Below are 12,893 nucleotides of genomic sequence, written 5' to 3' on the forward strand. Positions count from 1 at the left end.
CTTAACAGATGAGAGAAGCAGTCATCGTGGCCGGTGCACGAACACCGGTCGGAAAAGCAAAACGCGGGTCGTTCCGAAACGTTCGTTCGGACGAGCTCGCAGGTCACGCCATCAAAGCGACGCTCGAGCGGTCGGGATACACGGGACCGATTGACGACGTCATCATGGGATGCGCCATGCCGGAAGCGGAGCAAGGGATGAACATCGCCCGTTATGCGGCCGTACGCGGTGGACTATCACACGAAGTACCAGCCGTCACGATCAACCGTTACTGCTCGTCAGGCCTTCAAGCGATCGCGGACGCGGCAGCGAAGATCATGATCGGCCAAGCGACGGCAATCATTGCCGGCGGAATGGAATCGATGAGTCTCGTCCCGATGGGTGGACACGTCATCCGTCCGAACCCGACGATCATGGAGACGGCGCCTGAGTATTACATGAGCATGGGACACACGGCTGAGCGCGTAGCGGCCGAGTATAACATCTCACGTGTTGACCAGGACCTGTTCGCCATCGACAGCCATCAAAAAGCGGCGGCTGCGATCGCGGGCGGCAAGTTCGAAGAAGAGATCGTGCCGGTGACGGTCATCGAGCACGTCCTCGGTGAAGACGGGAAAGTCGCGGAACGTGAATTCGTCGTCAAGCACGACGAAGGCGTCCGGGCCAACTCGACGGTCGAAGCACTCGGCAAGCTGCGTCCAGCTTTCAAAATCAAAGGATCGGTCACAGCCGGTAACGCGTCACAAGTATCAGACGGCGCCGCGGCCGTGCTCGTCATGGAGCGGGAAGAGGCGGAACGCCAAGGCTTGAAGCCGATGGCGAAGTTCCTCTCGTTCGCAGTCGGCGGGGTCCGCCCGGAAGTGATGGGGATCGGACCGGTCGTCGCCATCCCGAAAGCGTTAGAGATGGCTGGCGTGAAGCTTGAAGAAGTCGGATTGTTCGAATTGAACGAGGCGTTCGCGAGCCAATCACTCGGCGTCATCCGTGAACTCGGCATCGACCCGTCCAAAGTGAACGTCAACGGCGGCGCGATCGCCCTCGGCCATCCACTCGGTTGTACGGGCGCGAAACTAGCGGTATCGATTCTGCATGAAATGAAACGACGCAATGAGAAATATGGGGTTGTCACGATGTGCATCGGTGGCGGAATGGGCGCTGCTGGCGTCTTCGAATTACTATAAGGGGGAAATGACTATGGAACGTACAGAACACGAATTGATTAAAGGCGGTAGCTTTGTCATTGACGCACTCGACGCGGATCGTCTCTTCACACCGGAAGACTTTTCAGACGAGCATAAGATGATCGGGGACACGACGTCGAGTTTCGTCGACGACCGTGTCATGCCGGTACTTGGACGCATCGAAAAACATGAGTTCGATCTCTCGGTCGAACTGTTGAAAGAAGCGGGCGAACTCGGTTTGCTCGGTGCCGATGTGCCTGAAGAGTACGGCGGTTATCAGCTCGACAAGATCTCGTCATCGATCATCACGGAACGGTTCGCCAAAGCCCGTTCGTTCGCCCTCAGTTATGGCGCTCACGTCGGGATTGGGACGCTTCCGATCGTCTTCTTCGGAACAGAAGAGCAAAAGCATAAGTACTTGCCGAAGCTCGCGACGGGCGAATGGATCGCGGCGTACGCGCTCACAGAGCCAGGCTCAGGGTCGGACGCGCTCGGTGCGAAGTCGACGGCCGTCTTGAACGAGGCCGGGACGCACTACGTCTTGAACGGTGAGAAACAATGGATCACGAACGCAGGCTTCGCCAACGTGTTCGTCGTCTACGCGAAAATTGACGGCGACAAGTTCAGCGCCTTCATCGTCGAACGCGACTACAACGGCGTCTCGACAGGTGCCGAAGAACAGAAGATGGGCATTAAAGGCTCGTCGACGCGGACGCTCATTTTACAAGACGTCGAAGTCCCGGTCGATAACCTGTTAGGTGAAGTCGGTAAAGGGCACGTCATCGCCTTCAACATCTTGAACGTCGGTCGTTACAAACTCGCGGTCGGAGCGGTCGGTTCATCAAAACGTGCATTCGATCTCTCGGTCCAATACGCGAACGAGCGCAAGCAGTTCAAGACGCCGATCAGCCAGTTCCCGCTCATCCAAGAAAAATTAGCGACGATGGCGGCGAACATTTACGCGATGGAGAGCTCGGTCTACCGCACAGGCGGATTGTTCCAAGACAGCCTCGACGCGCTAGGTGACGAGAACATGCGCGACGGCTCGAAAGTCGCCCAATCGATCGCGGAGTATGCGATCGAATGCTCGCTCAACAAAGTGTTCGCGTCTGAGACGTTCGACTACGTCGTCGATGAAGCCGTTCAAATTCACGGAGGCTACGGCTTCATGACCGAGTACGAGGTCGAAAACTTGTACCGTGACTCACGGATCAACCGGATCTTCGAAGGAACGAACGAGATCAACCGCTTGATCGTCCCGGGCACGCTCCTCAAGAAAGCGATGAAAGGCGACTTGCCGCTCCTCGCCGAAGCACAGAAACTCCAAAAAGAGCTCATGAGCTACATGCCGCAAGAGCTCGACGGTTCACCGCTCGCACGCGAGAAGATGCTTCTATCGAACATGAAGAAGATCAACTTGATGATCGCCGGGACAGCCGTCCAGAAATATCAGCAAGACCTCCAAAACGAGCAAGAGATCCTCGCCAAGCTCGCCGACATCATCAGCGCCATCTATGCGCTTGAAGCGGCGATCGCGCGGACGGATAAAGCGATTGCCCGGACTGGCCTCGATAAGAACAACCAGAAAGTCCGTTACACGGAAATCTTCGCCGAGCAAGTGTTTAAGCAAGTCGATCTCATGGCGAAAGAAGTGTTGTATGCGGCAACGTCAGGCGACGAGCAACGGATGTTGCTCTCGGCGATGAAGAAGTTCAGCCGTTATCAGCCAATCAACGTCATCGGCACGAAGCGCGAAGTCGCAGCGAGCCTCATCAAAGCGAACAAGTTCATCGTGTAATCAAATTTTTCGAACAAGAAGGGTTGGCCGGACGCGGTCAGCCCTTTCTTTTTCGCTTGATCAGAACGTACAATGAGGAAAAGGAGGAATGTTCATGAGACGTGATCAGCTGTTGGAACGGATGAAAAGGATTGGGGAATCGGTCGCGACAAAAGAAGGGGCGCTCATGCTGCTCGCCCTCGGTTCGATTGGCCTCGAGACCGAGCGGCTCGATGATTACTCCGACCTCGATTTCTTTTTGATCGTCGAAGACGGGCGGAAAGCTCGCTTCATCGACAACTTGGACTGGCTCGAGGTTGAACCGATCGCTTACCAATTCCAAAACACGAAAGACGGCCACAAGATCATGTATACGGACGGCATTTACGGGGAGTTCGCCGTGTTCGAACTGTTCGAGATGCCGCACATCGCCTACACTCCGGGACGGATCGTCTGGAAGCGGGAGGAGGCGCTCGAATCGTTTGCGACGCCTAAGCTCGTCACGGACGTCCCAGGCGCCGCGTACTGCTACGAAGAGGCGCTGACGAACCTGTACGTCGGTCTGCTCCGTGAACGACGCGGAGAGAAGGTCGCCGGCTTCGAACTCATCCAAGTCGCGGCCGTCAACAACGTGTTGAAAGCACATGGAGAGACGGGCGACCCGTTCAATCCGACGCGCCGGGTCGAGACACGGCACCCGGAGCTCGTCGCCGGGCTCAGCGAATGGCTTCCAGGTTACGGCAAGTCGGTCGAAGCGGCCGTGGCGATGTTGCGCTATATCGAAGCGCGTCACCCGGTCAATACGACGTTGAAGCGAGAAATCGAACGCTTGCTCGAGGCGTGAATTGAGTGAGGTGATTATGCTAAAGTTAAAGATAAGAGGTGATGAAACATGGTGACACTATATGGCTATCCGCCATGCAGTACGTGTAAGAAGGCAGAGAAATGGTTGAAGGAGAACGACGTCGCGTATACATACGTTCATATCGTCGAGGCGACACCGTCAAAAGATGAACTCACGTCGATCTGGCAACAGTCAGGGCTACCGCTTAAAAAGTTTTTCAATACGAGCGGGCAAGTGTATCGTAATGAAGGCATTAAAGATAAGCTCCCGAATTTGTCAGAAGACGAACAAATCGAGCTTTTAGTCAGCAATGGTATGCTTTTAAAGCGTCCAATCGTCACTGACGGTCAAAAATCGACGGTCGGTTTTTCAGAAAAGTCATTTACAGACGTTTGGGGCTAAGTGCTATAATACACATGTGAGTCTAATTTATTTGAGGGGGAAGTCAAGATGAGCAAAGTACCTGCAAATCTACGTTATTCAAAAGAACACGAATGGGTTGAAGTGAACGGAAGCGTTGCCCGCATCGGGATCACGGATTTCGCACAAAGCGAACTAGGGGACATCGTGTTTGTGGAACTTCCTGAAGTCGGCGGCACGATTTTGCTCGACGAGCCGTTCGGTTCGGTCGAATCGGTCAAGACGGTGTCTGAACTGTACGCACCGATCTCTGGGAAGATCACGGCAGTGAATGAATCACTCGCGGATTCTCCGGAACTCGTCAACGAAGCACCGTTCGAAGGCGCATGGATGATCGAAGTCGAGTTGAACGATTCAACGGACGTCGACAAACTCATGTCAGCCGAAGAATATGAAGCGATGATTCAAGGCTAACAAAAATCCCGGTTTCTCTTTATGAGAAGCCGGGATTTTTTGATTTAGTCGAAGTCGAGGCGGTAATGTTCAGGCTGGATGAGTGATGTCCGGTTGAACAGGCGATAGAAGACAATCCCGAGCGTCACCGGAATGAGGCCGAACAAGACGATGACGAGCATGACGTTCCATAGGGCGAAGCCGCCTGGCATCAAGTGCAGGGCGTTGACTGGTCCGATGAGCCCTGAGACGCCGAAGCCGGCGCTGATCGGTGTCCCCTCGATACGGAGGATACCGGCGAGCGCACCGAGAATGGCCGCGTTCGCGAGCACCGGCAGCATCATGATCGGACGGCGGACGAAATTTGCCATTTGAATTTTCGGTGAGCCGAGGAAGTGAGCGATTGATGTCCCGGTGGCATTCATCTGCCACCCGGCGATGGCGAGACCGAAGCCGGCCGCGACGACACCGAGGTTGGCGGCCCCGGCGGCAACACCGGACAGGCTGATCGCCGTCGCGATCCCGACCGTCGAGATCGGAGAGACGATGATGAGCGAGAACGCCATCGCGATCAACATGCCCATCATAATCGGCTGGAGGTCAGTCATCGTCATGATGATGGTGCCGATGTACGTCGTGATCTGGGAGATGTACGTGAGTAAGAACATGCCGATCCCGCCGGCGATGACGATGACCGTCATCGGTAAGACGAGCACGGTGTACGTCTTTAATCGTGGTGACAACTGCATGACCATATATGTCGCAAGGGCCGCCGTCACGCCGGCCGTGATGACGTCGCCGATACCGGCCATGAGGAACGCGCCTTCCTCGATGCGGATGGCGCCGCTTCCGACCTGGGTCGCGATACCGATCGTCCCGGCCTCGAGCGCAGAACGTCCGAATTGCATCGCGACGGTGACACCGATGATGACCGGGAGTAGGCGCATCGCGATCGTCGTCGCGTCTAAGATGAACTGCAAAGACGGAAAATACGGTAAGATGGCTTTCGTTAATTCACCGAGCAATGCGCTCGGGATGAGGGCGATTAAAATAGCGAGACTGAGTCCGTTCAATACGTTCATCAAAAATTGTTTGCCTGTCAGTTTCGTTTGTTCCGTCATGGGTGGATTCACCTGTCCTTTTCTACGTGTTTGCTGTTATGTACGAAAGCGATAAAGTTAATGACCATACTATGCCTCTTTTGGGCGAGCGTCAACAAGAAATATTGAACTATTCAGATTTTTCCAGTTGAGCACAACTTTTGAACAGATCGGCTCACATTCATATACTTAGAAAAGAGGTGAGAACAATGATTACAGACGGATTGTTATATATATACGCCCCGATGTGTGGAACATGCGCTGTGGCCGAGCGGATGCTCGCCGTCGTCGAAGCGGTCGACCCGACACTCGCGATCGACAAGCAGGACGCCAACTTTATCCCGCAAGAGTTAGAAGCGTATCAAGTCATGAGCGTACCGGCGCTGTTAAAGCTTAAAGACGGCCAAGTCGAAGACCGATTATATGCGTTCCAAAACGTGCAGCACGTCCTATCTTTCGTTAAATGAGATAGGATGATTAGAATAATCAGAAAATTTTAAATAATCAGTTGACACAGAAAGTTCACGAATGGTATATTCATTACAACATCTTACTTGAACACAATATAGGACGAGATTTTCCAGCCATCAAGACGTTTTAGAACAGCCGGTGCATCACTTTACGCGACTTTTAGGTGGACCTTCCCTTAGATTGTCCCCCAAAAAAATCAAGCGCAGGGACACCGACCGCGTAACCGCACGGTACGTTCTAAGGCCGAGTGATGGATGGCTTGAATCCCCCATATAAGGATGAACACTCTGATCGGGCAAAAGAGTTTCATCTATGGGTTGTCCTTCCGTGACTCAAGGTGCTACGTTCTGTGTCATCCTCGGATGGCACCTTTTTTTGATTTTTCGCACAAAATAGTTTGACATGAAAATAATGTGTCGCTATTATAAAGCTAATCGAATAAACAACACTCTTATCAAGAGAGGCTGAGGGACTGGCCCTATGACGCCCAGCAACCGCGGAGCAATCCGAAATGGTGCTAATTCCAGCAAGGTGAGAACCTTGGAAGATGAGAGCAATCGTTGTCCGTACCGATAAAGTACGCACGTTTGCTCAAACGTGTGTACTTTTTTTGTTGTCAGGAGGGAAAGGTATTGATTCAATTACGTAACGTGGCCAAATGGTTCGACACGAAGAACGGTCGGGTCCAGGCGGTCGATGATGTGTCGCTCACAATCGAGAGCGGCGAAATTTTTGGAATAATCGGATATTCAGGAGCAGGCAAGTCGACGCTCATTCGTCTACTTAACCGGCTCGAGTCACCTTCAAGCGGTGAGATTGTCGTCGCAGGGAGCGAACTGACGAAACTCACTCCGAAAGAACTGCGCGGGGTGCGCAAAAACGTCTCGATGGTATTCCAACACTTTAATTTATTATGGTCGCGCACGGTCGCTGAGAACATCAGCTTCCCGCTCGAACTGATCGGGGTACCGGCCAGTGAACGCAAACGCCGCGTCCAAGAGCTCGTCGATCTCGTCGGCCTCGCCGGACGTGAAGACAGCTATCCGTCGCAACTATCGGGCGGTCAAAAACAGCGAGTCGGGATTGCCCGCGCGCTCGCTACAAATCCAGACGTGCTCCTCTGCGATGAAGCGACGAGCGCACTCGACCCGAAGACGACCGATTCGATTCTTGAACTGCTCGTCAGCATCAATAAGAAACTCGGACTGACGATCGTCCTCATCACCCATGAGATGCATGTCATCCAAAAAATCTGTCACCGCGTCGCCGTCATGGAGGCAGGGAAAGTCGTCGAGACCGGTCAAGTCGCCGACGTGTTCCAACATCCGGAACAGCCGATCACGAAAGAGTTCGTCAAACAAATCGGCGCCGTCGACGACATGTCGCTCACGTTCGAACATTTGAAAGCACGGTATCCGACTGGTCAAATCGTCAAGCTCAAATTCTTGAACGAGACGGCCGAACAGCCGATCTTGTCAGAAGTGTTGAAACAGCACGACATCGGCTTCAACATCATCGGCGGAAACGTGACGCAGTCGCAAGTCGGTGCGCTCGGGACGCTATTCATCCAATTGATCGGAGAGCCGGCTGAAGTCGAGCGGGCCATCGCCTCAATCCGGTCACAGGCAGTGGAAGTGGAGGTAGAAAGCGATGTTTCCTAATGTAGATTGGCAAGTCATGCTTGAACAGACGTGGGAGACGCTTTATATGACGCTCGTCGCGGGAGCTGCGACATTCGTCATCGGTCTCGCCCTCGGCATGCTCCTATACGTCACAAACGAACCGCTCATGACGAAGAATCGCCCGATTTATACAATCATCAGCGCGGTCGTCAACGTGTTCCGCTCGATCCCGTTCATCATTTTGATCATCTTGCTCATCCCGTTCACGCTCCTTCTCGTCGGGACGATGCTCGGATCGACGGCGGCGCTCCCGGCGCTCATCATCGGGGCGGCCCCGTTCTATGCGCGCATGGTCGAACTCGCGCTTCGTGAAGTCGACCGTGGCGTCATCGAGGCGGCCGAGTCGATGGGCGCGACGAAATGGCAGATCGTCTATAAAGTGTTGTTCCCAGAAGCACTCCCGGCCATCGTGTCAGGCATCACGGTGACGATCGTCGCCATCGTCGGTTACACGGCCATGGCCGGGGTCGTCGGCGGCGGCGGCCTTGGGAACTTGGCATTCCTTGAAGGGTTCCAGCGTTCACAAAGCGACGTCACGTTTGTCGCGACCGTATTGATCTTAGTCATCGTTTTCGTCGTTCAGTTTATCGGCGATCGACTCGTCTCAAAAATCGACAAGCGTTCTGCTTGATCAAAAAGAAAATTTGGAGGGTATCACAATGAAATCATGGAAAACAGTACTCGGATTGACAGCAGCTTCAGCACTCACAATTCTCGCGGCATGTGGCGGCGGGGACTCAGAATCAGGCTCGGGCGACGACAAGACGCTCATCGTCGGCGCGTCGAACGTACCACACGCCGAGATTTTAGAGCACGTCCAAGATGAATACGAAGCAAAAGGCTACACGCTCGAAATCAAGAAGTTCCAAGACTACGTGCTCCCGAACAAGACGCTCGCAGCGGGGGAACTCGACGCGAACTACTTCCAACACGAGCCGTACCTCGAGTCACAAATGGCTGAGAACAAAGACTATAAATTCGCTTCAGCCGGTGGTGTTCACATCGAGCCGATCGGTGTCTACTCACAAGACTACAAGTCACTCAATGAACTTCCGGACGGAGCTGAGGTCATCATGAGCTCGTCGGTCGCTGACCACGGACGGATCTTGACGATGCTTCAGACAGAAGGCTTGCTCACGCTCGCTGACGGTAAGACGACAGACGCGACAGTCGCTGACATCGTCGACAACCCGAAAAACTTGAAGTTCAAGACGGACGTCGAAGCGGCACTTCTCCCGCAAGCGTTCAACAACGGTGAAGGTGACGCCGTCCTCATCAACACGAACTACGCGATCGATGCCGGGCTCAACCCGCTCGAAGACGCGATCGCTCTTGAAGGCGAAGATTCACCGTACGTCAACTTGATCGTCACACGTGAAGGCGACGAGAGTGACGAGCGCGTCAAGGCACTCCTTGAAGTATTGACGTCAGAAGAGACACAACAGTGGATCTTGGATGAGTACAAAGGTGCGGTCGTACCGGTTAAATAATGATTGATCTAAGGGTCCGGGACATCCCGGGCCTTTTTTGTTTGCAGTGGTTTTGCTTTAACAATAGAAGTAAACTGTTTATATGTAGAAAAAGGGGGGATCCGGGTGAGCATACGACAGATTCATCCGCTGACGCTAGGCGTCTTATTCGGTACATTTTTTGCACGGCTGTCGACGTTTTTTGTCATGCCGTTTTTTGCGATTTATCTCGCGACGCTCGGTTTCTCGGCGAGCGTGATCGGGACGGTGTTCGCGACGTCGGCATTATCCGGTCTATTTATGAGCTTTTTCGGGGGGACGCTGTCTGACCGCTACGGGCGCAAGCAGCTGATGTTGATCGGTATCGGTTTGAACGCTTTGACGTTCACCGGCTTCGCGCTCGCAACCGAGTTGATTTGGTTTTACATATTCTCCATCTTGATGGGGGTGTCACGGTCGTTCCTTGAACCGGCGTCTCGGGCCTTGATCAGCGACACGACGCAACCCGACCAGCGTGTCATCGTCTATAACGTGCGCTACTTCATGATCAACATCGCTGCGGCGATCGGACCGCTGCTTGCGGTCGTCTTGTCACTTACGGGAGCGAAGAGCGCGTTCTTCGTCGTGACCGCCGTCTATGTCCTTTACGGCCTCGTCATCTCGACGTTGTTCCGGAAATATCCGTTTGAAGAAGGGGACGGCGCTAAAGTCCGGCCGCGCCTGACGGAGACGTTCCGTGTGTTAAAAGAAGACAAGACGTTCCGCTTCGTCATCATCGGCATGATCTTCGCCATCATCGGCTACAGTCAATTCAATTCGACGTTGCCGCAGTTCATCGCGTTTCACGACGGGTTCAGTGACGGGTCGCGCCTGTTCGCTTATCTGTTGACGGTCAATGCGATCACCGTGCTCATCGTGCAGTATCCGATCATGCGGTTCGGCATTCGCGTCTCGCCGATCAAGTCGCTGTTCTTCGGGATCGCGACGCTCTCGATTGGGCTGTTGTTGATCGGCTTCGCTGCCGAGGTGTGGGTATTGTTCGTCGCGATGGTCATCTTCACGGTCGGGGAAGTGCTCATGTTCACGATGACGGACGTGTTGACGGACGAGTTGGCGCCGGAACATTTGCGCGGCACGTACTTCGGGGCGATGGGGTTGACGGCACTCGGTCAATCGATCGGGCCGGTCATCGGCGGACTGCTGCTCGACGGCTTCGACAACGCGTCGCTCCCTGTATTTGGGAGCTTAGCCGTTCTGACCGCGTGTGGTGCTTTCTTCTTCACCGGCGCGCTACGGGAAAAACAAGCGGATGCGGCTCAAGTCGAGGAAAATGTTGGATAATGTCTTGAATTCCCGATGTTCTCATTCTCAACATTTATGTTCTATTGAGAATGAAATATAAGGTGAGTCGCTTGAAATAAAAAATTGCCTAGATTAAGATTAGAATATATCTAATCTACGCCACAAATGGCGAGAAAACGGAAGGGGTATCCGAATGTCTAACGTACCACACATGAAAATTGATGACCTCCGCGTCTCAATCGAAGGAAAAGAGATCGTCAAAGGTCTTAATCTTGAAATTAAAGGTGGCGAAATTCACGCCATCATGGGTCCTAACGGGACTGGTAAATCAACACTCGCATCTGCCCTCATGGGTCATCCAATGTACGAAGTGACAGGAGGGAGCGTCGACTTGAACGGAGAAGACGTCCTCGAGATGGAAGTGAACGAACGCGCGCAAGCAGGTATGTTCCTCGCGATGCAATATCCGGCTGAAATCAGCGGTGTCACAAACGCTGACTTCTTGCGCTCAGCGATCAACTCGCGCCGTGAAGAAGGCGAAGAAATCTCACTTATGAAATTCATCCGCGAACTCGATTCGAAGATGGGCGTTCTTGAGATTCCTTCAGAAATGGCACACCGCTATTTGAACGAAGGCTTCTCGGGCGGAGAGAAAAAACGTAACGAGATCCTTCAAATGATGATGATCAAACCGAACATCGCGATTCTTGACGAGATCGATTCAGGTCTTGATATCGATGCGCTCAAAGTCGTCGCCAAAGGCGTCAACGAGATGCGCACAGAAGAGTTCGGCTGCTTGATCATCACGCATTATCAGCGTCTCCTCAACTATATCGAGCCAGACTTCGTCCATATCATGATCGACGGAAAAATCGTCATGTCGGGCGGCAAAGAGCTGGCACAACGACTCGAAGCAGAAGGTTACGACTGGGTGAAGCAAGATCTAGGGATGACAGTAGACACAGAAGCGTAAGGGGGCTGTACGATGACCGTACAATTTGAATTAGATGCACAAGCAGTAGCGGCACGTGCAGAGGCGCTCGGTGGACCAGCATGGATGGTCAGCCGACGTAAAGAAGCAGCAGAACTTGCGCCGACTCTCGCCTTGCCTAAAGTTGAAAAAATCAAGATTGAAAAATGGGATTTCACAAGCGGAGACGTCGAACTCGCGAAGCTTGACGGGTTGACGCCTGAAATCGAAGTATTGCTCGGAGACCACCGGACAAACGTGCTCGTTGAACGCAACGGTCATGTCGTCTATAACGAACTTGCGATGCCGGAAGGCGTCTTGTTTATGGGAATCCAACAAGCGATGGAACAACATCCGGACCTCGTCGAGAAATACTTCATGACAGAAGGCGTTCGTATTGACGAAGATCGCTTGTCTGCCTTGAACGCAGCGCTCACGAACGGTGGGGCTTTCTTGTACGTCCCGAAAAACATGCAATTGAAAGACCCGCTCCAAGCCATCTTCACGATGGAACAAGCGAACGGTTCGTTGTACCACCATACGATCGTCGTCGCCGACGAAGGCAGTGAAGTGACGTATGTCGAAAGTTTCTTGTCGAACACGAATGAGCCGCACACGGTCAACGCTGTGACGGAAGTGTTTGTCGGAGCGAACGCGAAAGTCGTATTCGGTGGGGTCGACCAGCTCGCTGAGTCGGCACTCACGTTCATGAACCGCCGCGGTGTCGTCTACGAGAACGCTCATCTCGATTGGGCGCTCGGTCATATGAACGACGGCAACTCGCTCGTCGAGACGAAGACGCATCTCGTCGGAGACAACACGTACTCGAACACGAAAGCGGTCACGATTGGTCGTGGCGCACAGAAACAAAACTTCAACATCCGGACCGACCACTTTGGGAAGTCTTCGGAAGGATTCATCTTGATCCACGGTGTTCAAAAAGACTCGGCAACGGCGATCTTCAGCGGGACATCGATGATTCATCACGGTGCCTCGAAGTCGAACGGTGTCCAAACGGAACGCATTCTCATGTTGTCTGAAAAAGCACGGGGTGACGCCAACCCGATCCTCCTCATCGATGAGGATGACGTTATGGCCGGCCACGCCGCTTCAGTCGGACGCGTCGACGACATTCAGTTGTACTACTTGATGAGCCGCGGTCTGTCACGTAAAGAAGCAGAACGTTTAATCATTCACGGATTCTTGAACCCGGTCGTCGAGCAACTCGCGATCGAGTCGGTTAAAGACCGTCTCCGTGAAGTCATCGAAGGGAAAGTGCGTTAA

Annotated in this window: 13 protein-coding genes and 1 riboswitch; of the genes, 12 read left to right on the forward strand and 1 reads right to left on the reverse strand. The window is 53.4% G+C overall.

The genetic code is table 11. The features are described 5' to 3' along the window. Positions 1–8 precede the first annotated feature (8 nt). The 5 genes from EVJ32_RS00475 to gcvH all read left to right on the forward strand — a co-directional run bounded on the left by EVJ32_RS00475 (position 9) and on the right by gcvH (position 4,636). The gene (locus EVJ32_RS00475) at positions 9–1,181 is read left to right on the forward strand and encodes an acetyl-CoA C-acetyltransferase (RefSeq protein WP_016510281.1); all 1,173 of its coding nucleotides are present in this window, start codon (positions 9–11) and stop codon (positions 1,179–1,181) included. Between the two features lie 13 nt (positions 1,182–1,194). Then, entirely contained in the window at positions 1,195–2,979 is a 1,785-nt protein-coding gene (locus EVJ32_RS00480) for an acyl-CoA dehydrogenase family protein (protein ID WP_131455891.1), read from the forward strand. Between the two features lie 94 nt (positions 2,980–3,073). Then, positions 3,074–3,802 carry a hypothetical protein gene (locus EVJ32_RS00485; RefSeq protein WP_236639458.1) on the forward strand — a complete coding sequence of 243 codons (729 nt, stop codon included), beginning with the start codon at positions 3,074–3,076 and terminating at the stop codon, positions 3,800–3,802. Between the two features lie 48 nt (positions 3,803–3,850). After that, entirely contained in the window at positions 3,851–4,204 is a 354-nt protein-coding gene (locus EVJ32_RS00490; protein ID WP_131443112.1) for an arsenate reductase family protein, read from the forward strand. A 48-nt stretch (positions 4,205–4,252) separates the two neighbouring features. Continuing rightward, complete coding sequence (gene gcvH, locus EVJ32_RS00495; RefSeq protein WP_070328736.1) at positions 4,253–4,636, forward strand: glycine cleavage system protein GcvH; 384 nt, start codon at positions 4,253–4,255, stop codon at positions 4,634–4,636. Positions 4,637–4,680: 44 nt separating this feature from the next. Here gcvH and EVJ32_RS00500 read toward each other — a convergent pair whose 3' ends face one another. Then, positions 4,681–5,736 (reverse strand): PTS sugar transporter subunit IIC, encoded by a 1,056-nt coding sequence (locus EVJ32_RS00500; protein WP_131455895.1) that lies wholly within the window; start codon positions 5,734–5,736, stop codon positions 4,681–4,683. A gap of 188 nt (positions 5,737–5,924) precedes the next feature. Between EVJ32_RS00500 and EVJ32_RS00505 the strand changes: the two genes are divergently transcribed. The 7 genes from EVJ32_RS00505 (at position 5,925) to sufD (ending at position 12,893) form a co-directional block, all read left to right on the forward strand. Further along, a complete protein-coding gene (locus EVJ32_RS00505) occupies positions 5,925–6,182 on the forward strand; it encodes a thioredoxin family protein (protein WP_131441425.1) in 258 nt (85 codons plus the stop codon). A 452-nt stretch (positions 6,183–6,634) separates the two neighbouring features. Beyond that, positions 6,635–6,740, forward strand: a riboswitch (SAM riboswitch). Positions 6,741–6,818: 78 nt separating this feature from the next. After that, the gene (locus EVJ32_RS00510; protein WP_131455897.1) at positions 6,819–7,847 is read left to right on the forward strand and encodes a methionine ABC transporter ATP-binding protein; all 1,029 of its coding nucleotides are present in this window, start codon (positions 6,819–6,821) and stop codon (positions 7,845–7,847) included. Continuing rightward, positions 7,837–8,499 carry a methionine ABC transporter permease gene (locus tag EVJ32_RS00515; protein ID WP_016510556.1) on the forward strand — a complete coding sequence of 221 codons (663 nt, stop codon included), beginning with the start codon at positions 7,837–7,839 and terminating at the stop codon, positions 8,497–8,499. The genes EVJ32_RS00510 and EVJ32_RS00515 overlap by 11 nt, the downstream gene beginning before the upstream one ends. Before the next feature lie 28 nt (positions 8,500–8,527). Further along, positions 8,528–9,358: a MetQ/NlpA family ABC transporter substrate-binding protein gene (locus tag EVJ32_RS00520; RefSeq protein ID WP_131455899.1), complete on the forward strand. Its 831-nt coding sequence runs from the start codon at positions 8,528–8,530 to the stop codon at positions 9,356–9,358. 105 nt (positions 9,359–9,463) lie between these two features. Continuing rightward, positions 9,464–10,678 (forward strand): MDR family MFS transporter, encoded by a 1,215-nt coding sequence (locus tag EVJ32_RS00525; protein WP_131455901.1) that lies wholly within the window; start codon positions 9,464–9,466, stop codon positions 10,676–10,678. 172 nt (positions 10,679–10,850) lie between these two features. After that, positions 10,851–11,612 carry a Fe-S cluster assembly ATPase SufC gene (sufC, locus tag EVJ32_RS00530; protein WP_131456080.1) on the forward strand — a complete coding sequence of 254 codons (762 nt, stop codon included), beginning with the start codon at positions 10,851–10,853 and terminating at the stop codon, positions 11,610–11,612. Positions 11,613–11,624: 12 nt separating this feature from the next. Then, positions 11,625–12,893, forward strand: a complete 1,269-nt coding sequence (gene sufD, locus EVJ32_RS00535; RefSeq protein ID WP_131455903.1) for a Fe-S cluster assembly protein SufD — start codon at positions 11,625–11,627, stop codon at positions 12,891–12,893.

The sequence above is a fragment of the Exiguobacterium sp. SH5S4 genome (genome assembly GCF_004337045.1).
Taxonomy (GTDB): domain Bacteria; phylum Bacillota; class Bacilli; order Exiguobacteriales; family Exiguobacteriaceae; genus Exiguobacterium; species Exiguobacterium aurantiacum_A.

Excerpts from the sequence above, each read along its gene's own strand:
- EVJ32_RS00475 (WP_016510281.1), top strand. The coding sequence starts at position 9 with ATGAGAGAAGCAGTCATCGTGGCCGGTGCACGAACACCGGTCGGAAAA.
- EVJ32_RS00480 (WP_131455891.1), top strand. The coding sequence starts at position 1,195 with ATGGAACGTACAGAACACGAATTGATTAAAGGCGGTAGCTTTGTCATT.
- EVJ32_RS00485 (WP_236639458.1), top strand. The coding sequence starts at position 3,074 with ATGAGACGTGATCAGCTGTTGGAACGGATGAAAAGGATTGGGGAATCG.
- EVJ32_RS00490 (WP_131443112.1), top strand. The coding sequence starts at position 3,851 with ATGGTGACACTATATGGCTATCCGCCATGCAGTACGTGTAAGAAGGCA.
- gcvH (WP_070328736.1), top strand. The coding sequence starts at position 4,253 with ATGAGCAAAGTACCTGCAAATCTACGTTATTCAAAAGAACACGAATGG.
- EVJ32_RS00500 (WP_131455895.1), bottom strand. The coding sequence starts at position 5,736 with ATGACGGAACAAACGAAACTGACAGGCAAACAATTTTTGATGAACGTA.
- EVJ32_RS00505 (WP_131441425.1), top strand. The coding sequence starts at position 5,925 with ATGATTACAGACGGATTGTTATATATATACGCCCCGATGTGTGGAACA.
- EVJ32_RS00515 (WP_016510556.1), top strand. The coding sequence starts at position 7,837 with ATGTTTCCTAATGTAGATTGGCAAGTCATGCTTGAACAGACGTGGGAG.
- EVJ32_RS00520 (WP_131455899.1), top strand. The coding sequence starts at position 8,528 with ATGAAATCATGGAAAACAGTACTCGGATTGACAGCAGCTTCAGCACTC.
- sufC (WP_131456080.1), top strand. The coding sequence starts at position 10,851 with ATGAAAATTGATGACCTCCGCGTCTCAATCGAAGGAAAAGAGATCGTC.
- sufD (WP_131455903.1), top strand. The coding sequence starts at position 11,625 with ATGACCGTACAATTTGAATTAGATGCACAAGCAGTAGCGGCACGTGCA.